The organism is Erythrobacter ani (assembly GCF_019204025.1).
Taxonomy (GTDB): Bacteria; Pseudomonadota; Alphaproteobacteria; order Sphingomonadales; family Sphingomonadaceae; genus Erythrobacter; species Erythrobacter ani.
Map to the genome: position 1 here is coordinate 958,745 of NZ_JAGSPB010000001.1, position 20,760 is coordinate 979,504.

Below are 20,760 nucleotides of genomic sequence, written 5' to 3' on the forward strand. Positions count from 1 at the left end.
CGGAGTGACCACGATGAAAGCCCTGATCGCCGCAGCAAGCGCGCTCGCACTCGCCGGATGTGCCACAACAGGTTCTGCAAGCTCTGGTAAAGAGAGCAAGAACGGCGACGACGCGACGCGCTTCGCTGCCAAGACCGAGGCTGAGGGGCCCTTCCCATCGACCTATTCGCCTTATCCAGGTGAAGCGACAGCGCTGGTGGGGGCGACCGTATTCGATGGTGCGGGCGAGCGGATCGATGGCGGCATCGTCCTGTTTCGCGATGGAAAGGTTGTCGCGGTTGGCGCCAGCGATGTGTCCACTGAAGGGTACCGCGTGATCGACGCCTCCGGCAAATTCGTGACGCCAGGCATCATCGACATTCACTCCCATCTCGGCGACTACCCATCGCCCTCGGTTCCGGCGCACAGCGATGGTAACGAGGCGACTGCACCGACCACGCCTGATGTCTGGGCGGAGCACTCGGTGTGGCCACAGGATCCTGGCTTTAGCCGCGCGCTCGCCAATGGCGGCGTAACGGCGCTGCAAATCCTCCCCGGATCGGCAAATCTCATGGGTGGGCGCTCGGTGACGTTGAAAAACGTACCAAGCCGCACAGTGCAGGGCATGAAATTTCCCGGCGCGCCTTACGGGTTCAAGATGGCCTGCGGCGAGAATCCCAAGCGCGTTTACGGGGGCCGCAATCGCAAACCCTCTACCCGCATGGGCAACTTCGCCGTCAATCGCCAGACGTGGTACGACGCGATCAATTACGCAAACGATGACGATGCGAAACGCGATCTCGGCAAGGAAACGCTGAAAGGTGTTCTTGAAGGCGATATTCTCGTCCACAACCACTGCTACCGCGCCGACGAAATGGCGCTGGTGATGGATATGGCGAAAGAGATCGGATACCGGGTTTCCGCTTTTCATCATGCTGTCGAAAGCTACAAGATCGGCGATCTGCTGCGCGAAAACGACGTCTGCAGCGCGATCTGGGCCGACTGGTACGGCTTCAAGATGGAAGCGTATGACGGCATCATGGAAAATGCCGCTCTGCTGCAGCAGGCCGGCGCATGCGTGGTGATCCACTCCGACAGCGAAGACGACATCCAGCGCCTCAATCAGGAGGCTGCGAAGGCTCAGGCGGCGGGCGCGCGCATGGGGATCGAGATCTCCGACGCGGCGACCATCGGCTGGATTACGCTTAACGCGGCAAAGGCAATGGGTATCGACGATATGACAGGCAGTCTTGAGCCGGGCAAAATGGCCGATGTGGTGCTCTGGAACGGCGATCCGTTGTCGGTTTACTCGCGGCCTGAAAAGGTCTGGATCGACGGCGCGCTGCTGTACGATGCGCAGGATCCCAAGCGCCGACCGGTCAGCGATTTCGAGCTTGGTCAGCCGGGTGAAGGAGACGTGAAATGAAGCGGCTTCTGACTTTAGCAGCCAGCGCCCTCGCGCTCTCGGCCGTTCCGGCAACCGCTCAGGATGTCGCCATTACGAACGCGACCGTCGTCACGGGCGATGGCAGCGAGCCGGTGGAAGGCGGCACGATCGTCGTTCGCAGCGGACGCGTGGTCGCTGCGGGAGCCGGGGTGGAAGTGCCCGCGGGAATGCAGGCGCTCGATGCGGGCGGTGCGTGGGTGACACCGGGCCTTTTCGCAACGGTAACGACGCTCGGCATCGTGGACGTGAGCGCGGTCAGCCAGTCCAACGACACCCGGTCCGGCGGATCACCGTTCAGCGCGGCGCTCGATGTCGCACCCGTGGTCAATCCCAATTCGCAGCACATGCTCGTCCACCGCGCAGCAGGTATCACGCGCGCGGCGACGACGACGATGCCGTCGGCCTCGATCTTTGCAGGCCAAGGCGCAATCATCGATCTCGACAGCGACAGCAATCCGGTCACGCGCGCAAGGGCATTCCAGCTGGTCGACCTTGGCGAAGCGGGCGGGCGGATCGCCGGGGGAAGCCGGGCAGCGGCGCATGTGCTGTTCCGCAACGCCCTGCGCGAAGCCGGTCGCTATGGCGATGCTGCGCGCATTCCGGGCGGAGGCACTGGCCCGCAGAGCACGCAGGCGCGGGACGACATCACCGTCGACCCGCGCATGGTTGGCCAAGACACCGAACGGTCATCTGACACGCTGCTGACCCGTTTCGATGCGGCGGCCCTGGTGCCCGTCGTTCGCGGCGAACAGAAGCTTTATGTCCTTGTTGAGCGTGCCGCGGATATACGCAGCGTGCTGGCGCTGAAGAGTGAGTTTCCGGATCTCGACATGGTGCTCGTCGGGGCAAGCGAAGGCTGGCTGGTCGCGAACGAGATCGCAGCGGCGGGCGTGCCCGTACTGGCCGATCCGCTGGACGCATTGCCGACCGGCTTCGACCAACTCGCCGCAACCCAGAGCAATGTCGGCCGTATGAAGCGCGCCGGAGTAAAGGTCGGCCTGAACGCTGCAGGCATTTCCAGTCCCCGCCGGATAGCGCAGCAGGCGGGCAATCTTGTCGGCCTTTCCAAGGTACCGGGAGCCACCGGACTGAGCTGGGGCGAAGCGTTTGCCACCATCAGCTCCGTCCCGGCAGACATCAGCGGGATGGGCGGCGAAGCGGGTGTGCTGTCCGCTGGCGCGCTCGGCGATGTGGTGATTTGGGACGGCGATCCGCTGGAGGTGACGTCGGTCCCGACCCGTGTCTTCATCGGGGGGGTGGAACAACCGCTCGGCAACCACCAGAGCCGTCTGCGGGACCGCTACCGCGATCTCGACGAGAGCGATCTGCCAAAGGCTTACGACTGGTAATTCCGTCCCGCTTTGGTGTAGCCTCCTCCACAATGGAGGGAGAGTACATTGAACGAGGCTCTGCTTAACCTGATCGCCGCCAACGCTGCGTTTGTCGGAACGCATTTTGCGATGTCGCATCCCTTGCGCATGCCGATGGTGAAAGCGCTGGGCGGGACGGGTTTCCAGCTCGCCTATTCGATCGTCAGCATCGTGACCCTCGCGTGGATCTACTTCGCGTTCAAGGCCGCTCCGCCCGCCGACCTTCCGGGAAGCGGCGATATCGGCTGGATCATCGGCACGATCCTCACTCTGCCGGCATTGATCCTGTTTGCAGGGTCGCTCCTCGGCAACCCCGCTCTGCCAACACCGCAGGCGCAGGAGCAGGCTCGCGCGGAACCAAAGGGCGTCTTTAAAGTCACGCGCCACCCGATGATGTGGGGCTTCGCGCTATGGGCATTGTCGCACATCGTGATCCATTACAGCCTGCGCACCACCATCACCGCCTTCGCCATGGGAGTGCTCGCGCTGGTCGGTGCGCGGCTTCAGGACCGCAAGAAGGAGGCGTTGATGGGGGATGCCTGGGTGCAGTGGGAAAGCAAGACAAGCTATTGGCCGCGCTGGGGCGCGCTTTTCACCGCAGGCGCATTTCCCTGGGCGGTCGGCCTCATCCTGTTCGTCTTCCTCAGCTGGCTCCACGGGCCGCTCGGCGCGGTCAATGCGGGCATCTGGCGCTGGTTCTAACGCCGGGCGGAGCGGAGACATGGACCGCATGTTACACGGTCCTAAGGCCGAAAAAGCGCCTGATTTCGCGCCAGAAAATTATTTCAGGGCTGGCGATGTCAAAGAGCGATCACATCGTATCGTGAACGCACCGCTGTAGGAAAGCGGCTAGGGTCCGCCGAGCGTCTCAAGCCATTCAAGCTGCGCCCGCTGCGCGGCATCCCTGAACGACATGTCGTGCCCCATCCCGTCGTAGCGCTTGAATGTCACATTGCGGCCCGCCTTCGCCAGGCGTTCGCCATGCGAAAATGGAACAACCCGGTCGGTCGTGCCGTGAAGGATCAGCACCGGCATATCAAGCGCAGGCAGCTTGCCGATATTGTCGAACCGATCGCGGAGGAGCAGGCTTACGGGAAAGATCGGCATGCGCTCGCTCGCAGCTTCGACCAAAGAAACGAACGGCGAAATCAGGATCAGCCCCGCCGACCCGAATTCGATTGCCATCTGTGTCGCCGTCCCCGATCCGATCGAGTTGCCGGCCACGACCGTATCATCGAGCGCTATGCCCCGCGCCGCCAGCCACCGCATCGCCGCGCGCCCATCCTCGTAAAAGCCAGCTTCCGAAGGATTCCCCGCATTGCCGCCATATCCGCGGTATGAAACGAGCAGAAGGCCGTATCCTTCCCGTCGCAGCGACCGTGTTTCGGAGGCCGCACCAGCGAGCGAGCCGCCATTGCCGTGGAACCAGACGACCGTGTCGCGGCCCGCATCGGCCGCGCGCCAATGCGCCAACAGCTCGAGCCCGTCTTCGGTCGCAAGCGTCACCTCCGCGAAACCCGGTGGGGCGGCGTGACGGGTCTGAGGAGCGGGATAAATGAACGCCGATTGGGTGACCGCAAGCAACAGGAGCGCGGCGACATAGACGCCTGCACCGACAATCAGCATTCGCGGCAGAAGAGATTTCACTGGCGTGCTACTCGCCTTTGAAGCTTGCCTCGCGCTTTTCGATCAGCGCTGCGACGCCCTCGGCATGGTCGCCCGTCGTGTGCATCATCGCCTGCGTGTTGGCGGCCAGTTCCAGCGCGGTGTCGTACCCGATCTGTTGTCCCTGCCTTAGCAGCATCTTGGACTGGCGCAGCGAATGCGGCGGCATTTTCGCAATCCGCGTCGCAAGCGCCTGAGCCTCGCCCAGCAGCGCATCGTGGGCGACGACCCGGCTCACCAGCCCCCATTCGCGCGCCGTTTCCGCGTCGATCACGTCGCCTGTGTAGAACAGCTCCGCAGCGCGGCTCATGCCGATAACGCGCGGCAGGATCCACGTGCCACCATCGCCCGGTATGATCCCCAGCTTGAGGAAGGTCACGCCGAACTTCGCTTTTTCGCTCGCGATGCGGATGTCGCCGAGGCATGCGACATCGCAGCCGAGGCCGATTGCGGGCCCGTTGACGGCAGCGATCACCGGCACGCGCAGGCCGTGCAAGGCGCGCAGCATCATGTGGATGTTGTCGCGATACCCGTCGGATATGGCGGGGGTGGAACCACCGAATGTGCCGGTCCTGTCTCGCATTGCCTTGATATCGCCGCCAGCGCTGAACGCCCGCCCCGCGCCGGTCAGGATGACGCAGCGGACATTCATGTCGCGATTGATCGCGTCGCACGCGCCACGAAACTCCTCTCCGTCGCCGGGCGCGCCGAGCGGGTTCATCGTATCCGCCCGGTCGATCATGAAGGTCGTGACGGGTCCGTCGGTGGTGATTTTGAGCATAGTCATCGGGAAGGGATTAACGGCGGGCCGCCGCTTCGTCGAGCAGCCATTCATCGCCCCAGTCGCGCATCGCCGCCATGATCGGGGCCAGAGCCTGTCCAGCCTCGGTCAGCCGGTAGTGCGCGCGCTTTCCCGTGGGCGGGTCGCGATCAAAAATTCCGTGTTCGACCATCGCGGTCAGCCGTGAGGTCAACGCCGCCCTGTTTATGCCGGTGTTGGGCAAAAACTCCTCGAACCGGGTCGCGCCCAGAAACGCCTCGCGCAGGATCAGTATGACCCATCGATCGCCGAGAATGCGCGACGCGCGCCCAACGGGGCAGGGGGAGCGAGATGGCTTGAACCTTTCCATGGGTCTGGATTTTAGACTTGACCAGGCAATAGGCAAGCGCCAAAGCATTACGTCTTATTTCGAGACTTGTGGAGAATACTGATGTCCCGCCCTGGTTTCGATAACGAAGAACAAGTCCTCGACTACATGAGACGCATCGCGGTCGGGCGATCGGGCTTCAGCAGCTTTCTCCAGCTGGAACCGGTCCGCTGCTGGGAAGGCGAGGCTGAAATCGTGATGGAGGTCCGCCCGGAAATGACTCAGCATCACGGATTTGCACATGGAGCCATCGTCGGCCTTATGGCGGACAATGCCTGCGCGTGGGCCGCGAGCAGCGCTGTCGGTGATGTCGTGACGGGAAGCTATACGATCAATTTCCTTGCGCCCGCCAAAGGTGACCGGCTCCGCTCGAGAGGGAGCGTGATCAAGGCAGGCAGGCGTCAGGTGGTGGTCCGCGCAGAGGTTTGGTCGGAAAGCGCCGATGAAGAGCCAACGCTGGTGGCCGTAGCGCAGGCGACAATTGTGCCGACCGGTATCAAGACATCGAAAGAGACGGCTTAGCGGGCCGAACCCATATGCTCTATTCGGCAGGCTTCATTTTCAGGAGAAGCGGCAAGGCGCCGCGCTCGATTATGTCGTTTGAAATCTGGTGCATATCAGGCTTGTTATAATTGGTGGCGACAACGGTGACGACAGCATCGAGCTCTTCGAACACCGCGACAACATTGCCGCCATTGCCTGACATGTACCACCCGGTGGTCGCGTATTCGCCGCTGCGGAACGCGCGCAGCCACCATAGATAGCCGTAATCGGCGTTGCTGGTCGCACGGACATACGGCGTCAACATTTCGTCGATCCAGCTGGCGGGGACGATTTGCTGGCCCCGATGAGCGCCGCCATCCAGCACCAGCCTGCCGATCCGCACCAGATCGCGCGGGCGCATTTCGATCTGGCCGCCCGCCTGTATCTCTCCGGACCGCGATCGTTTCCATTTGACGTCCGTAATGCCGAGCGGATCGAAAAGGCGCCGCTGAACATAGCTATCGAAACGCTCGCCTACCTGCCGCTCGATATATTGACCGGTCAGAAACACCCCCGCAGTGCAATAGGAAAACCGGCCAAAGCCGTCGCGATCGCGGACATAATCCTGCTGTATGGGGATGCCCAGAGCGTGAGGCGTCCATTCCCGCTTCGGATACATCTTGTCCTCTTGTCCGGGCGACGACTGGTCCCAATCGTTGCAATCGAGCGCCGATGACATCGTGACCAGATCGCGGAGTGTGATGCTTTCGCGCCCTCCCGATCCGCCGAAAACCGTAAGCGGCGCGGCGTCGAGCGAGGGGACAAACGCATCCTCCAGTGCCGCACCCAAAGCGAGCGCGGTGATGGATTTTCCGGCGGAACGGATGTCGAACCGATCGCCGGGGGCAGCACCATCGAAATAACGCTCGTAGAGCACCTCGCCGCCGCGTTCGATGATGATCGCCTTGACTTCGCCGACCTGGCCATCGTCGATCACACGCGCGATCCGTTCAATCGTATCCTCTGCCATTGCGGCGTTGGGCAGCAGCAGCAGCAGTGCAGCGAGAGCGGTGAGTGCGCGCGAGATTGTCGTCATGGCCCATCGCTAACGCAACCTATCTTGCGCTTCAATGACTGGTCGGTCCGCGATCAGCGGTGAAAATGGCATGTTCCGTCTGCGACAACGAAGCGTTTGATTTTTCCGGGATTGCGTATACTCGGCAGGAACCTGAATTCCTTCACAAGATTATGTGTACTATAGGAATTTGCCGAATCCTCCCCCCGCACTGCATTCGGCCCCTTGGAGAATTTGAATGCCCCACGCCTCGTTCGCCGTTCTGACTTCACCGATGCTGATTGGCGCGGTCCCCCCTGCAGAAGCGGTAGAAACTGCTGCGCTCGCGCCGCGGCCGGCGATTGCCGCCGCATATACGGATCCGGCGACATCCGTGATGCCGCTGTCATGGTCGCTCGCCATGGTTCAGGACAGCACGGAGACGCAGTCCGGCGAGGAGCAGGGGCCGCCCGATCCCCAAAGCGAGACCGATGACAATGTCATCGTCGTCCAAGGGGAGGTTGGTCCGACCGAAGGCGACCCGATGGGCGCGGTCAATGAGACCAGCTACCGCATCACACAGCAACTGGACGACGTTCTCGTCGAGCCACTGGCTTATGGATATCGGGATGGACTGCCGGGTCCGATCCGCGATGGGCTGGGCAACGTGGTCCGGAACCTCAGGGAGCCTGCCAACTTTTTGAATTTCCTGTTGCAGTTGAAGATAGGCAAGGCATTCGAAACACTCGGCCGGTTTGCGCTCAACAGCACTTTCGGGCTCGCCGGATTGATCGATGTCGCGGGCATGCCGGGGATCGGCCTGCCCTATCGGCGCAACGGATTTGCCAATACGCTGGGCTTTTACGGTGTCGACACGGGCGCTTACCTGTACCTGCCGATCACCGGTGCGACGACCGTTCGCGACCTGATCGGAAGCACGCTAGACCAGGCGGTCCTCCCGGTTGCATTCGGCGCGCCGTTCAACACTTTCGAATATGCCGCACCCTTCTTCGTCATCAGCAATCTGGAATCCCGGCTTGAGGTGGACGAGGAGCTCGAGCGGATCGAAGATACTGTCGATCCCTATGCTGCCCGGCGCGATACATATCTCGCGCGCCGTGAGCGCGAGATCGCTGCGCTTCGCGGCGAGGAAATGCCCGAAAAGCCGCGCATCCTGCAAGAGATCGACGGCGATATCGAGCCGGGCGATCCAATGATCGGTGAAGAGGAATTGGAAGACGCGGCCGGAGCGGAGGCTACGGAAGGCGACCCTCAGCAGAACGAAGCGCAAGAGGACGCGGACGTACCGCAGATTTCCGCCATCAGCCCGCGCGAACTGCCGCCGATTATTCCGACACTGGCAATAACCAAGCCGCGCACACGCTGACGCAGAGGTTCAACGGCCGCCGGGCGCGAAACCGCGCCGGGCGTACTGTCAGGCGCGCGCCTCTTCGTCGACATTAGCCGAATTGTGCTTCAGCGCCTTGAGCACCGTGTCGACGATTTGCGGCGCATTAAGCCCCGCTTCCTCATACTGCTTGTCGGGCGAGTCCTGATCCTGAAACGCGTCCGGCAGACGCATCGTGCGCACTTTGAGGCCCGTATCGGTCAGGCCTTCGTCCGAGGCATAGGTCAGGACATGCGCCCCGAGCCCGCCGATTGCGCCCTCTTCGACGGTCACCACCACTTCGTGTGTGCGCATCAGCCGCGCAATGAGTTCTTCGTCGAGTGGCTTGGCAAACCGCATGTCGGCGACCGTGGTCGGTAACCCCTTTGCCTCGAGCGTGTCGGCGGCTTTCTTTGCCTCTTCCAGGCGCGCGCCGAGCGACAGGATTGCAACCTTGCTTCCTTCGCGCACCAGGCGGCCCTTGCCGATCTCCAGCTTTTCAAGCTTTTCCGGGATCGTCACGCCCGTACCATTGCCGCGCGGATAACGAAAAGCGATCGGACCCTCGTCATATTCAGCCGCAGTGTAGGTCATGTGCGCAAGCTCCGCCTCATCGGCGGCCGCCATCACGACCATATTGGGCAGTGTGGCGAGATAGGTGATGTCGAACGAGCCTGCGTGCGTGCAGCCATCGGCTCCGACAAGCCCGGCACGGTCAATTGCGAAGCGAACCGGGAGGTTCTGGATCGCGACATCGTGCACCACCTGATCATATGCGCGTTGCAGGAAGGTCGAATAGATCGCCGCAAACGGCCGCATCCCCTGCGCAGCCAGCCCTGCGGCGAAGGTCACGCCGTGTTGTTCTGCGATGCCGACATCGAAACTGCGCTCAGGATGCGCCTGCGCGAACCTATCAACACCCGTGCCTGAAGGCATCGCCGCGGTGATGGCGCAAATGCGGCTGTCGTCGTCCGCCAGTTTCGCGAGCGTATCGCCGAAGACGTTCTGGTACGCGGGCGGGCCTGACGCGCCTTTCGTCTTCTCGCCGGTGACGACGTTGAATTTGGGAACGCCGTGATATTTGTCAGCGCTTTCCTCGGCGTATTTGTATCCTTTGCCCTTGGTCGTGACGACATGGATCAGGACCGGCCCTTCGGACGTGTCGCGGACATTCTCAAGCACCGGGATGAGGTGATCGAGATTGTGCCCGTCAATCGGACCGACATAGTAGAAGCCGAGTTCTTCGAACAACGTCCCACCGGTCACCATGCCGCGGGTGTATTCCTCTGCCTTGCCAACCATTTCGTGCATGCGGCGGCTCATCTTCTTGACCGCTTTGGATGCGAGGCTGCGCAGGCCGAGATATTCGCTCGAAGAGACCATGCGCGCGAGATACGCCGACAGCCCGCCTACCGGCGGCGCGATCGACATGTCGTTGTCATTCAGGATCACCACCAGCCGGTTGCCCGCCTGCGCCGCGTTGTTCATGGCCTCATAGGCCATGCCCGCGCTCATCGCGCCATCGCCGATGACCGCGATGCCGCGGCCCGGCTTGTCATTCAGCTTGTTGGCCATGGCAAAGCCAAGCGCCGCAGAGATCGAGGTCGAAGAGTGCGCCGCGCCGAACGGATCGTATTCGCTCTCCGCACGCTTCGTAAATCCGGAAAGTCCACCACCCTGGCGGAGCGTGCGGATACGGTCGCGGCGTCCGGTGATGATCTTGTGCGGATAGCATTGGTGGCCAACGTCCCACACGAGCTTGTCGTCCGGCGTATTGAACACGTAATGGATCGCCACGGTCAGTTCGACCACACCGAGCCCCGAACCCAGATGTCCGCCCGAAGTGCTGACCGCATCGATCATTTCGGTGCGCAATTCATCGGCCAGCTGGCGCAGCTGATCCGGTTTAAGTTGGCGAAGCTCGTTGGGCGTCGGAACCGTATCGAGCAGGGGGGTGTTAGGCTTCGAAGTCATAGAGATTCGCTCTACACTTTCGAAACGAAACTGTCGATGAACGCTTTAACGCTCGGTAAGCACGGTTCACCGCCCGTTCGTCACATTTACTCGACGACCCTTGCGTCAAGCGCACCTGACAGAACGCGTTCAGCAAAGATGTTCAGGCGCACGCACGGCACAGACCGCGAATCTCGAGCACAGGACGCTCCGGCTTGAAACCGCGCGCGCTGGCAAGGCCGCGAACCGTACGGCTGACCTCCTCATCGTCGAGATGCGTGGCCTCGCCGCATTCGTCGCAGACAAGAAAGATGCAATCGTGCTCGCAACCGGGATGGGTGTTGGCGAGATACGCGTTGGAGCTTTCGACGCGAAGCGCCAGGTTGTTCGTCACGAACAGATCGAGGATGCGATAAACGCTGTTCGGGGCCACGCGCTTGCCGCGCGTTTTCGAAAGGTTGTCGGCAATATCATAGGCCGAAGCGGGCCGTTCATGCCGGGCCAGCTCGGCAAACACCGATTCCCGCATGCCGGTCCACTGCTCGCCGGAATTGGTCAGCGCATTGCGAGCCGCTTCGATCAGGGTCTCGCCGCTATGCTCCTTGTGAGCGTGTGCGTGTGTCTCTGCCATGAAAGCAGATATAGGCCCGGAAGACGCCAGCGCCAAGCGGGCGGCCTGATGTTTGCCGATCAGGCGTCGTCGCGGAGGAATTTCGGCTGGTAATCGGTCGGGAACATCGCTTTCAAAGCGCGGACCTTGGGAGCGTCCCAACGCATTATGTAACCGTGACGCGGGTTCTTCGCCATGAAGTCCTGATGATAGGGCTCTGCGGCGTAGAATTTGCGGTGCTTCTCGATCTTGGTGACGATCGGCCTGTTCCACACACCCGATTTGTTCATCTGCGCAAGATACGCCTTGGCCACTGCCTGCTGCTCGGCATTCACCGGCACAAGAGCGCTGCGATAATGCGAGCCAACATCCGGGCCCTGACGATTCTTGAGCGTGGGGTCCGCGACGACCGAGAAGAATATCTGCAACAGCTCGTCATACCGCACGACATAGGGATCATACGTGATCATAACCGCTTCGGCGTGGCTGGTGCCGCCGGAAATGATGCGGTTGTAGGTCGCGGTTCCAGCGGAGCCGCCGTGGAAACCCGATACAGCTGATTTCACGCCTTTGACGTGGCTGAATACACCCTCGACACCCCAGAAGCAGCCACCGGCGAAGATCGCGGTCTTCAGACCGGCGCCTTCCTTGGCGATACGCTTGGGCGCTGGCGCATTGACGGGCTCATCCAGCGCATGCGCGGGTGACGCGCAGCTGCTGAGAGTGAGCGATCCGGCGGCCAGAGCGAGTGTGAAACCGCGCTTTGCGCCAGGGATCATTCCTCGATCACCCAGAAATCGTCGGATGGTTGCGGCGCTTCGAAGCTCTGCGCAGCCTGTGCAGGCGGCGAAATGAGATCGCTGATGTGATCGAATGACGCGGCACCAACCATCAATGTTCCGGCAACGAAACCAATGGCGAAATTGCGATAAAGATCTGGGCTGAATAGGGTCATAAGCGTTCTCTAGGGGTCAAATTCGTATATAATGCGGACCCTCTAAATGCTGCTCGCTTGCGCGGGAGTGAATGGGTCCTTCAGGTTATTGTTCGGTACAGGAGGTCATTTAGTTACACCCACACGCACAAAAAAGATGCGCGGCGGGTAGAACCTCTTGGGGGCCGAGAAGGACTCGTTTGCACAGGCAATACAGTCGGTAATGCGCGCGCGAGGCGCGAACTAGATGAAACGGCGATCCGATGAACGCAGCTCTCACCCATGGTGGTGAGCGCGGGCGCGATCAGTGCCTGAAATGCCGCATCCCGGTGAAGACCATCGCCAGACCTGCTTCGTCGGCGGCGGCGATGACCTCTTCGTCGCGGATCGACCCCCCCGGCTGGATCACCGCCGTCGCGCCAGCCTCAGCAGCCGAAATCAGACCATCGGCGAAGGGAAAGAATGCGTCGGATGCGACCGCGCTGCCGACGGTGCGCGGCTCGTCCCATTCGTAGGTCTGAGCGGCTTCTTTCGCCTTGATTGCGGCGATGCGCGCCGAATCGCGGCGGTTCATCTGCCCGGCACCGATCCCAGCGGTCGCGCCGTCCTTCGCATAAACGATGGCGTTGGATTTGACGTGGCGCGCGACGGTCCAGGCGAACAGGCAATCCTTCAGCTCCTGCTCGCTCGGTTCGCGCTTGGTCACGACTTTCAGGTCGTCCCGTGTCACCGCACCGTTATCACGCCCCTGGATCAGCATGCCGCCCGCGATAGTCTTCATCGCGAAGCCGCCGCGGCGCGGATCGGGGAGACCGCCGGTTTCGAGCAGGCGCAGGTTTTTCTTCCTCGCAAAGATATCTCGCGCTTCTGCGCTCACCTTCGGCGCTATCACCACTTCGGTAAAGATGCCGGCGATGGCCTCTGCCGTTGCACCATCGAGTTCGGTGTTCACCGCGACGATCCCGCCAAACGCGGAAACACTGTCGCATTGGAGCGCGTCGTTCCACGCATCGAGCAGCGATCCACCCTGAGCGACCCCGCACGGATTGGCGTGTTTGACGATGACGACGGCTGGGTCCTGCCCGGCAAATTCGGCAGCCAGTTCCAGCGCGGCATCGGCGTCATTCAGGTTGTTGTAGCTGAGCGCTTTCCCTTGCAATTGCGCGGCTTGCGCCACTCCCGATGTGCCTGCGACCTGAGGCACGTAGATCGCAGCCGATTGGTGCGGGTTTTCGCCGTAGCGCAGCGTATCCTCGCGCTTGAACGCGAGCGGCATGGTCTCGGTAAAGGTGGTTGCGCGAAGCGCGTCGGCGCCGAGCGGGTGGGTAAAGGCATCGCCGAACGCGAACCAGTTGGCGATGGCCGCATCGTATGCCGCCGTGCGCGCATAGGCCTTGCCCGCCATGCGAATGCGAAACGCATCCGACGTCGCGCCGTCATTGGCATCCAGCTCTGCGAGCAGTTCGGCGTAATCCGCGGCATCGGTCATGATCGTGACGAAGCCGTGGTTCTTGGCCGCCGAGCGCACCATCGAAGGCCCGCCGATGTCGATATTCTCAATTATTTCCTCGCGGCTCGCACCTTTCGCGACCGTGGCCTCGAACGGATAGAGATTGACCACGACGAGATCGATCGCGGCGATATCGTGGCTGTTCATCGCCGCCACGTGTTGGTCATTGTCGCGCAGTGCGAGCAGGCCGCCATGGATTTTCGGATGCAGCGTCTTCACCCGCCCATCCATCATTTCCGGAAAGCCGGTGAGATCGGACACGTCGCGAACGTCGAGCCCCGCTTCGCGCAGGGTGCGCGCCGTACCGCCGGTGCTGACCAGTTCCACCCCGCGCGCGGCGAGCGCGCTGCCGAGTTCGGCAAGGCCGCTTTTGTCGGACACCGAGAGCAGTGCCCGTTTGATCGTCGTCGAAGCCAAGTGTCTATCCTTTTGGGGGCTCTACCCCATTTTCTTGAGCAGCCAGGAGAATTGCCCCCCACCGCGCGATGTCAGACCTTCGATCACCAATTGTTCGGTTGCGTGGGGACGGCCATCGCCATCGACCCACAGGCTGTCCTCGCAGCGCAGAGCCATTTCGGACGCGCCCGTACCGTCGCCGCGCAGGCGGAATTGCCACAGCCCGCCATCCGGCAACAACAGGCTGGCCCCGCGGCCGTCTTCGGAAAGATGCGCCTCGACCCCGCGCCCGAGGTGAAAACGGATGGCGAGGCCGATCTTGCCGCGCTTGCCCTTGCGAGCGACCGGCAGGAGGATGTCTTCGCCGGCAAGCTCGCTGCCATCGCCGCGCAGGCTGAGCACGCGGCGATGGGTCAGGCCGAAGCGGGCAGCATACCCGTCATGGCTTGCCTCGACGCGCGTGGCCTCGCCGCCATTCTTGCGCACCACCTGGCGCTCGACCTCGACGTTCTCCGCGCCCTTGCCAAGCTTCCCGTGGAGCAGCACAGCGGTGGAATTGGCGTTGTCGAGCACAAGCGTGGAATGCGCGGCGGTTGCCCGCAGACCTTTACCAATCCGCGCGGGCACCTGCCCCCCGGCGAGCGCCGCGCCGCCGCAATTGACGATCAGGCGCGAGAGGCCATCGGACATTTCAAATGCCAGCGTCGATGCACATCCCATTCGCGCGTGGCGCGCTCTCGGGGGCGGCGCCGCGTCAAACTGCACGACTGTCTTGCCGCCGCGCAGCCGCTGGAATCCCCAGTGCTGTACGTCTTTCAACGGCCGCGTGCGCACACCGGTCGCCTCGATCAGCGCAGCGACCCGGTCGGCGCGCACGGCGCCCTGACCCTGCCAATTGCCGAGCGCGCCATCGCCATGGCGGAGTGACAGCAGCGGCGGAACCAGCAGCTCGCGCATTACGAACAGCGCCTCTGGCGGTTCGTGCCCGGCTGCGTCGTAGCAGGCGAGCAGATCTGTCAGCACCGCGATCGCCTGCATCTGCGCCTCGGGGCAGCGCGACAGCACACCGCCATCTTCGCCCACGAGATCGCCGAGCGCGCGGATGAGCGAAGCCTCACCGAACAAACGGCGCGGTTTTCCCTCGGGCAGCAGCAGCCCGGCGGCGGTCACGGCGGCGAGACCTACGATCTGGCCGAGCCCCGCTCCGTCGCGCGGGGCCTTGCGGTCGAGCCAGGCAGCGGTTTCAGCGATCGCTGCGAGCAGTTTCGGTTTGAGCGCGGGATCCTGACCCGAGAGGACCAAAGGCGCGTGGATCAGCCAGGCCATCAGGCGCAGCCCGGCATGTTCGACTTCCCAAGCAGGCCCCTTGCCCGGTTCGGGGTTGGCAGCGATCCAGTGAGACGTGATCCGCTCTGCAACGGTTACGCAATCCGCGCGAGGCGCGCTCGCGGCGAGATCATAAAGCCATGAGAAGCAATGCACTGCCCGCTCCAGCCCGGGGCTGAGCCGCCCCGCGCTCTCATAGTCGAGCTGACCGATGGGGAGTTTTACTCCGTGCACGAGAAAATGACCGGCCCGCAGCGCCGTGCCCGCCATGCGGTCGCCCGTAACCGGACTTTCCACGGTCGCCAGAACCCGCAGAGGCGTCGGGCGGCGGAACGGGGCCGCGAGCGCATGTCCAGGCACGCCCATCCGGTAAGCCAGCCGGATCAGCGCTTCGCCCGGGTTCGTACGCGGAGCGATGACGTCGGTCAGCGCGAGAGCGCGCGAAGTCTCGACCTGGCCGGGGACTGGCGCCGCTTCGTCGTCGCGCGTTGGAACAGCCCCGCGCCCCATGGTCTCTTCGCGCGCAAGTGGCAGCGCGCTTTGCTCCTGCACATCGTCGGCGATCCCGAAATCAGCGCTTTCCTGCTTTTCGTCCGTTTCGCGAAACAGGCTTTCCATCATGCCTCACCCTTCAAAGCGGAAATGTTGGCTGCGTAGCGATCCGGCCCGCCTTTGAACGTCGCAGACCCTGCGACAAGCACATCTGCACCCGCTGCAATGCACTGCCTCGCAGTTTCGGGATTGACCCCGCCATCGACCTCGAGGTGAATTTCGCGGCCCTCCTTTTCGATCAAGGTGCGGATGCGGCGCACCTTTTCCAGCTGCGAGGGGATGAAGCTCTGGCCGCCAAAACCGGGATTGACGCTCATCACGAGGACGAGATCGACCAGGTCCATGAGGTTGTCGAGCACCTCCACAGGGGTGCCGGGATTGAGAACCACGCCCGCCTTCTTGCCGAGCGATCGGATCGCCTGAAGCGTGCGGTGTATGTGCGGTCCCGCCTCGGGATGAACCGTGATTATGTCGGCACCGGCCTCGGCGAAGGCTTCCAGATAAGGGTCGACCGGTGCGATCATGAGGTGAACGTCGAACGGTTTGTCGGTATGCGGACGCAGCGCCTTCACCACCGCTGGACCGATGGTGATGTTGGGCACGTAATGCCCGTCCATCACGTCGACGTGGATCCAGTCAGCACCTGCCCTATCGATCGCGCGCACTTCCTCGCCAAGTTTTGCAAAGTCGGCTGACAGGATAGATGGAGAAATGAGTGGTGCTGGCATGGCTGGTCGCGCGCCCTCCTTGGGCTTGCCTGCAGTAAAGCAGCGGCGAATCACTGGACAAGCGTCCGGTTAACTCTTTTCCACGGCGCACCGGTGGATGTACGGTCAATTCAGGTGGAATTCAGCGCAATTTCGGCAAACGCTGGCTAATATTGCGGAAACCGGGCCGAGCCAGCGCGATGTTGGTATACGGTTCGCACCGATCAACGAGACATTTTGGGCTGATTGACATGAAAACCTTTGCGACAGGGCTTGCCGCGATCACGATCCTCGCTGCGAGCGCCTCCATCACGGGCCAGCCGGCGGCTGCGCAGGCCACGAGCACGAGCGATTTTCGCAACACGATCGCCAACAATATGCGCGCCTGCGCGCCAGGAGCCGGACCTGCCGTGCGCGTCACGATTAACGGCGTCAAGAATTCCTCGGGCAAGGTCCGGGTACAGGTTTATCAGGGCACCAAGGCCGATTGGCTCGAAAAGGGCCGCTGGCTCAACCGGATCGAGCTTCCGGCGCGCCGCGGCCGCATGACGTTCTGTGTGCCCGTCCCCGCGAGCGGGACTTATGCCATCGCCGCCCGGCACGATGTCAACGGCAACGGATCGACCGACCTGCGCGAAGATGGCGGGGCGATGTCGAACGATCCATCGATCAGCATCTTCAACCTGGGGAAGCCGAGCGTGGACAAGACCCGTTTCAATATCGGGTCGGGCGTCGATTCAATGACGATCACAATGAAGTATTTCGGCTGAGCCGCGATCAGCTGCCGTTTCGCTGCGATCTTTTGTGACGCCATAACGACAAAAGCACGCCGGGCGCGGCGAGGATCGGATGCTTCTCGCGGAATGGCGTAACCTCGACCGGCATGCCGGTGTGCCGCTCGACCTTCCACGCAGCATAGCGCGTCGCCCCGTCGAACGTGGTGCTTGCCTTGAGCAGGCGGATGAAATTGAGCGGCTTGCCGAGGCGCTGCCGGACCTTCCACCAGTTTAGAATGTCGCGCCTGCGCTGCTCCGGCAATGCAGGCCGGATCTGGTCGCCGTCCTGAGCGAAAGCGATGCCGTCCGCCTCCAGCGCAAGGGGGAGGAGACCGTCGAAATGCGCGGCATTCACGCTGAGGATATCGTTTTCCCGTCCCGCTCTCTCGACCCGGAATTCCGCCTTGTATGTCGCCTGGAACAGAGCGCGCCAGTAATCCGCTGCCGTACCGCTGTTCGGACCGAGACCGACAGCCAATCGCGCGGCGGTTCTTGCAGCGGAACCGAGTGCATCGATGACCTTGCCGCGCGCCCGCTCGTCGTTCTGCCAGACCAGCGCGCACGGCTGAACGAACCGGGCCCAGATGGTTGTGTCCTTCAGCTCGCCCGCAGCGGCCTTTCGAAACGTAGCGAGCGTCATCGTCGCCACCTTGGCGCGCAGCATGGTGTCTTCGTGTCCGCGTTCGTGATAACTCACAATCGGCCAGATCGCGGGTTCGTCTGTCCCTGCGCGAAGGATATAGAAGTCGAGCACCCCGTCGAGCGACCCGGTCCGCAAGTTCGACCCGTAAAACACCACTGCGCGCGCATCCGCACCCTCCGCCAGCGCGCGCGCGAACTCCGCGACCGCCGGGTCGACCGCCGCATCAATCTGGTGCGCCAGTCGGCGAGTTAGGTTTTCGGAAGCCGGATCGGTCACGTGGACAGGCCCCACCCGTCAAAGATCAGGGTGCGATGAATTGCAATTCGGGCCCTTGGCCGATGTGATATTTGCCCGCAGGAAAAGCCTCTCCGTCAAGGATGAACTGATCGTCGATTTCGAGCGTGAATTCCGGAGCGCTGAGCTGGTGGATGCCGCGTTCGCGCGGATTGGCGATTTCTCGGCCCATGATCGCAATCGGCAGAAGGGCGGCGGTCCGCCTCGAGATCTGGTCGAGCGCGACGATTTTCAGTCCTGATTTAAGCTTGCCAAAGGGATGCGTGCCGGCGGGCAGGCGCTCTAGGGTCGAGGCGAACAGCAATTGGCGGTAATCGGTATCGCCGCGTCCGCTGTGCGCCATCGGCGTACGGTTCGCGCCGAGTTCGACCTTCATCCGCGAGCCTTTGCGCCAAGGATTTTCGGATCCGGCAAACAGCGCCTGCGCGATCGTCCACGCCGTGGTGACGCCCACCGCGAGGCTGTTGAAAGCGCCTAGCCGGTGCGCGCTCTGGCCCGCCTGCGTTGCCTTGGTAAAAGACCCTGCGCCAAGGATGAAACCGAGGACTTTCGAAGCGGAAAGGTCGTTGGCTGCATTGATCTCGATCGGACGGCGATACACACGCGATCCGTTGTCCAGCGCGTCGATCGCATCCTGCAGGTTCCACTCTGGCGGAACGCCCAGATCGACCGTGAGGGCGTTGGTCTTGCCTTTGGGAAGTACGGCGATTGCGGGCCAATCGTCTCCAAAGATGGCGAGCCCGGATGTGAGGACGTCGCGAACAGTACCGTCTCCGCCGTTGATGACGAGCAGCTCGATGCCGCGGCTGGCAAACTCGGTTAGCGCAATCGGAAGCTGCGAGCGATCGCCCGGCTTTGCAATATGAACGTGCGGGGAGACGCCGCAATCGAAGTCGGCACCCTGGTTCCCGTGGCTGCGCGGGTTGTAGATTACGCCAACACTGGGGGCCTCTCCGGGAAGCCGCACAGGGCGCCGCGAAGCATCGGCCATCCGGCCCGACGCTGGGCGCGGCATCTGCGCAAATTCGTAGATCGGAGTTGCCATCATTATCCTTAACGCTCTGCCTCGCGAACGCTCCTCTGCCACCAAATGCCTCATTTGTCACATTCGTTTGCAAGGCCTTTTTGGTTACATCGGTTACCATCGCGGATTTGGCAAGCCTTCCGCAGGATATTCTTTACGGAACCGTTCAGATTATAGATAGGGCGGTAATCGGGTGCGACCTGTCAGGAGGGTCGGCTCCATTTTCGTGCTGGCGTCATGGCGTCTGGCCGCTAGGTTGAGAAGATGCTGACAACTTCCCTGCTCGACTCCGCCCGCTCGCTCGCCCCCGATATCGTCGCCTTGCGGCGGGCGATCCACGCCGAACCCGAGCTGGGCCTGCATTGCCCCATGACGATGGCCAAGGTGCGCGATGCGCTGGCCGACCTTCCGCTGCAATGGCGCGAGGGCTCGTCCACGACCGGAGCGGTCGCTACGCTGACCGGGGGCAAGGCCGACGCAAACTCACCGCGCGTTTTGCTACGCGGGGACATGGATGCGCTGCCGATGGATGAGAAAACCGGCCTTGATTTTGCTTCCACCATTCCGGGGCGCATGCATGCCTGCGGTCACGATACCCACACCGCGATGCTGGTTGGAGCCGCACGGCTGCTGGCCGATATCCAGGCCGAGCTTACCGGCACGGTAGATTTCATGTTCCAGCCGGGCGAGGAAGGGCATCACGGCGCGCGCTTCATGCTGGACGATGGCCTGATCGACCCGCTGCCCGATGCGGCGTTTGCGCTGCATATCATGCCCAACGCCGCGCACGGTGTTCTGGCAGGACGCGCTGGGCCGCTGATGGCCGCTGCCGATCAGTTCACGATCACGGTGAAAGGCCAGGGCGGGCACGCCTCCATGCCGCATGACTGCGCCGACCCTGTCCCCGCTGCAGCCGCGATCATCGGCGCGATCCAGGCGATGGTCACGCGGCGGTTCAAGGCGACCAATGCCGTCGTCGTTACCGTCACTCAGATACATGCCGGTACCGCGCACAATGTTATCCCGGACGAAGTGACACTAGGCGGGACGATGCGGACGCTGAGCGCCGATCACCGTGACAAGCTGCACGGCCTGATCGCCCAAACCGCCAGCCAGACCGCAGCGGCTTACGGCGTCTCTGCGACATGCGAGATCGAATTCGGCTTTCCAGTGACGAATTGCGACGCTCGAGCCGTTGCTCTCGGACAGAGAGTCGCGCGCGAGATCGGCGGGGCGGACGGCTGGCGCGACCTGCCCGATCCCATCATGGGCGCGGAGGATTTCTCTTACATCCTTGAGAAAGTGCCTGGCGCGATGTTCTTCCTTGGTGTCGCGCCTCAGGGCGAAGACTGGACGCAATGCTGCGCGATCCATTCGCCGCGCATGCATGTCGATGAAACAGCATTGCCGCAAGGCGCGGCGATGCTTGCAGGCTGCGCTCTGGAATATTTCGACAACGGGTTCAGCTGATCGACGACGCGCAATTCCGACGCAATCTGGAG

The 20,760-nt window shown here is 62.5% G+C and carries 20 protein-coding genes; 7 read left to right on the plus strand and 13 right to left on the minus strand.

Annotated features, from left to right (window positions below):
- Nucleotides 1-13 precede the first annotated feature (13 nt).
- From KCG45_RS04525 to KCG45_RS04535, 3 genes are read left to right on the plus strand one after another with little or no spacing between them, the layout of a single operon-like run.
- Nucleotides 14-1,405 (plus strand): amidohydrolase, encoded by a 1,392-nt coding sequence (locus tag KCG45_RS04525; RefSeq protein WP_218315889.1) that lies wholly within the window; start codon nucleotides 14-16, stop codon nucleotides 1,403-1,405.
- Nucleotides 1,402-2,775 carry an amidohydrolase family protein gene (locus KCG45_RS04530; RefSeq protein WP_218315890.1) on the plus strand — a complete coding sequence of 458 codons (1,374 nt, stop codon included), beginning with the start codon at nucleotides 1,402-1,404 and terminating at the stop codon, nucleotides 2,773-2,775. Before KCG45_RS04525 ends, KCG45_RS04530 begins: the two co-directional genes overlap by 4 nt.
- Nucleotides 2,776-2,823: 48 nt before the next feature.
- Nucleotides 2,824-3,498 carry an NnrU family protein gene (locus KCG45_RS04535; RefSeq protein WP_218315891.1) on the plus strand — a complete coding sequence of 225 codons (675 nt, stop codon included), beginning with the start codon at nucleotides 2,824-2,826 and terminating at the stop codon, nucleotides 3,496-3,498.
- A gap of 147 nt (nucleotides 3,499-3,645) precedes the next feature.
- Here the strand turns inward: KCG45_RS04535 and KCG45_RS04540 are convergent, their stop codons facing one another.
- Genes KCG45_RS04540 through KCG45_RS04550 form a run of 3 tightly spaced genes read right to left on the minus strand, consistent with a single transcriptional unit; the run spans nucleotide 3,646 to nucleotide 5,591 of the window.
- Complete coding sequence (locus tag KCG45_RS04540; RefSeq protein ID WP_218315892.1) at nucleotides 3,646-4,443, minus strand: alpha/beta hydrolase; 798 nt, start codon at nucleotides 4,441-4,443, stop codon at nucleotides 3,646-3,648.
- Between the two features lie 7 nt (nucleotides 4,444-4,450).
- Nucleotides 4,451-5,248, minus strand: a complete 798-nt coding sequence (locus tag KCG45_RS04545) for a crotonase/enoyl-CoA hydratase family protein (protein WP_218315893.1) — start codon at nucleotides 5,246-5,248, stop codon at nucleotides 4,451-4,453.
- A gap of 10 nt (nucleotides 5,249-5,258) precedes the next feature.
- On the minus strand, nucleotides 5,259-5,591 hold the full coding sequence (locus KCG45_RS04550; RefSeq protein ID WP_218315894.1) for a winged helix-turn-helix transcriptional regulator: 333 nt from the start codon (nucleotides 5,589-5,591) through the stop codon (nucleotides 5,259-5,261).
- Nucleotides 5,592-5,672: 81 nt separating this feature from the next.
- Here KCG45_RS04550 and KCG45_RS04555 point away from each other — a divergent pair, with 81 nt between their 5' ends.
- Nucleotides 5,673-6,131: a PaaI family thioesterase gene (locus KCG45_RS04555; protein ID WP_218315895.1), complete on the plus strand. Its 459-nt coding sequence runs from the start codon at nucleotides 5,673-5,675 to the stop codon at nucleotides 6,129-6,131.
- 19 nt (nucleotides 6,132-6,150) lie between these two features.
- Here KCG45_RS04555 and KCG45_RS04560 read toward each other — a convergent pair whose 3' ends face one another.
- Complete coding sequence (locus tag KCG45_RS04560; protein ID WP_218315896.1) at nucleotides 6,151-7,188, minus strand: serine hydrolase domain-containing protein; 1,038 nt, start codon at nucleotides 7,186-7,188, stop codon at nucleotides 6,151-6,153.
- 217 nt (nucleotides 7,189-7,405) lie between these two features.
- Between KCG45_RS04560 and KCG45_RS04565 the strand changes: the two genes are divergently transcribed.
- Complete coding sequence (locus KCG45_RS04565; protein WP_218315897.1) at nucleotides 7,406-8,533, plus strand: MlaA family lipoprotein; 1,128 nt, start codon at nucleotides 7,406-7,408, stop codon at nucleotides 8,531-8,533.
- A gap of 48 nt (nucleotides 8,534-8,581) precedes the next feature.
- Here the strand turns inward: KCG45_RS04565 and dxs are convergent, their stop codons facing one another.
- The 7 genes from dxs to rpe form a co-directional block, all read right to left on the minus strand.
- On the minus strand, nucleotides 8,582-10,507 hold the full coding sequence (gene dxs, locus KCG45_RS04570) for a 1-deoxy-D-xylulose-5-phosphate synthase (RefSeq protein ID WP_218315898.1): 1,926 nt from the start codon (nucleotides 10,505-10,507) through the stop codon (nucleotides 8,582-8,584).
- Between the two features lie 142 nt (nucleotides 10,508-10,649).
- Nucleotides 10,650-11,117, minus strand: a complete 468-nt coding sequence (locus KCG45_RS04575) for a Fur family transcriptional regulator (RefSeq protein ID WP_218315899.1) — start codon at nucleotides 11,115-11,117, stop codon at nucleotides 10,650-10,652.
- A gap of 59 nt (nucleotides 11,118-11,176) precedes the next feature.
- Complete coding sequence (gene msrA / locus KCG45_RS04580; protein ID WP_218315900.1) at nucleotides 11,177-11,875, minus strand: peptide-methionine (S)-S-oxide reductase MsrA; 699 nt, start codon at nucleotides 11,873-11,875, stop codon at nucleotides 11,177-11,179.
- The gene (locus tag KCG45_RS04585) at nucleotides 11,872-12,051 is read right to left on the minus strand and encodes a hypothetical protein (RefSeq protein ID WP_218315901.1); all 180 of its coding nucleotides are present in this window, start codon (nucleotides 12,049-12,051) and stop codon (nucleotides 11,872-11,874) included. Before KCG45_RS04585 ends, msrA begins: the two co-directional genes overlap by 4 nt.
- 283 nt (nucleotides 12,052-12,334) lie before the next feature.
- Entirely contained in the window at nucleotides 12,335-13,957 is a 1,623-nt protein-coding gene (purH, locus tag KCG45_RS04590) for a bifunctional phosphoribosylaminoimidazolecarboxamide formyltransferase/IMP cyclohydrolase (RefSeq protein WP_218315902.1), read from the minus strand.
- Nucleotides 13,958-13,978: 21 nt separating this feature from the next.
- Nucleotides 13,979-15,883, minus strand: a complete 1,905-nt coding sequence (locus KCG45_RS04595; protein WP_255547947.1) for a heparinase II/III family protein — start codon at nucleotides 15,881-15,883, stop codon at nucleotides 13,979-13,981.
- On the minus strand, nucleotides 15,880-16,542 hold the full coding sequence (gene rpe, locus KCG45_RS04600; protein ID WP_218315903.1) for a ribulose-phosphate 3-epimerase: 663 nt from the start codon (nucleotides 16,540-16,542) through the stop codon (nucleotides 15,880-15,882). The genes KCG45_RS04595 and rpe overlap by 4 nt, the downstream gene beginning before the upstream one ends.
- Nucleotides 16,543-16,772: 230 nt before the next feature.
- Between rpe and KCG45_RS04605 the strand changes: the two genes are divergently transcribed.
- On the plus strand, nucleotides 16,773-17,291 hold the full coding sequence (locus tag KCG45_RS04605; RefSeq protein ID WP_218315904.1) for a DUF2141 domain-containing protein: 519 nt from the start codon (nucleotides 16,773-16,775) through the stop codon (nucleotides 17,289-17,291).
- Between the two features lie 7 nt (nucleotides 17,292-17,298).
- Here KCG45_RS04605 and KCG45_RS04610 read toward each other — a convergent pair whose 3' ends face one another.
- Both KCG45_RS04610 and KCG45_RS04615 read right to left on the minus strand, forming a co-directional pair.
- On the minus strand, nucleotides 17,299-18,216 hold the full coding sequence (locus KCG45_RS04610; protein WP_218315905.1) for a hypothetical protein: 918 nt from the start codon (nucleotides 18,214-18,216) through the stop codon (nucleotides 17,299-17,301).
- A 25-nt stretch (nucleotides 18,217-18,241) separates the two neighbouring features.
- On the minus strand, nucleotides 18,242-19,282 hold the full coding sequence (locus KCG45_RS04615; protein ID WP_255547948.1) for a diacylglycerol/lipid kinase family protein: 1,041 nt from the start codon (nucleotides 19,280-19,282) through the stop codon (nucleotides 18,242-18,244).
- Between the two features lie 240 nt (nucleotides 19,283-19,522).
- Here KCG45_RS04615 and KCG45_RS04620 point away from each other — a divergent pair, with 240 nt between their 5' ends.
- Entirely contained in the window at nucleotides 19,523-20,728 is a 1,206-nt protein-coding gene (locus KCG45_RS04620; protein ID WP_218315906.1) for a M20 metallopeptidase family protein, read from the plus strand.
- The last annotated feature ends 32 nt before the right edge of the window (nucleotides 20,729-20,760 follow it).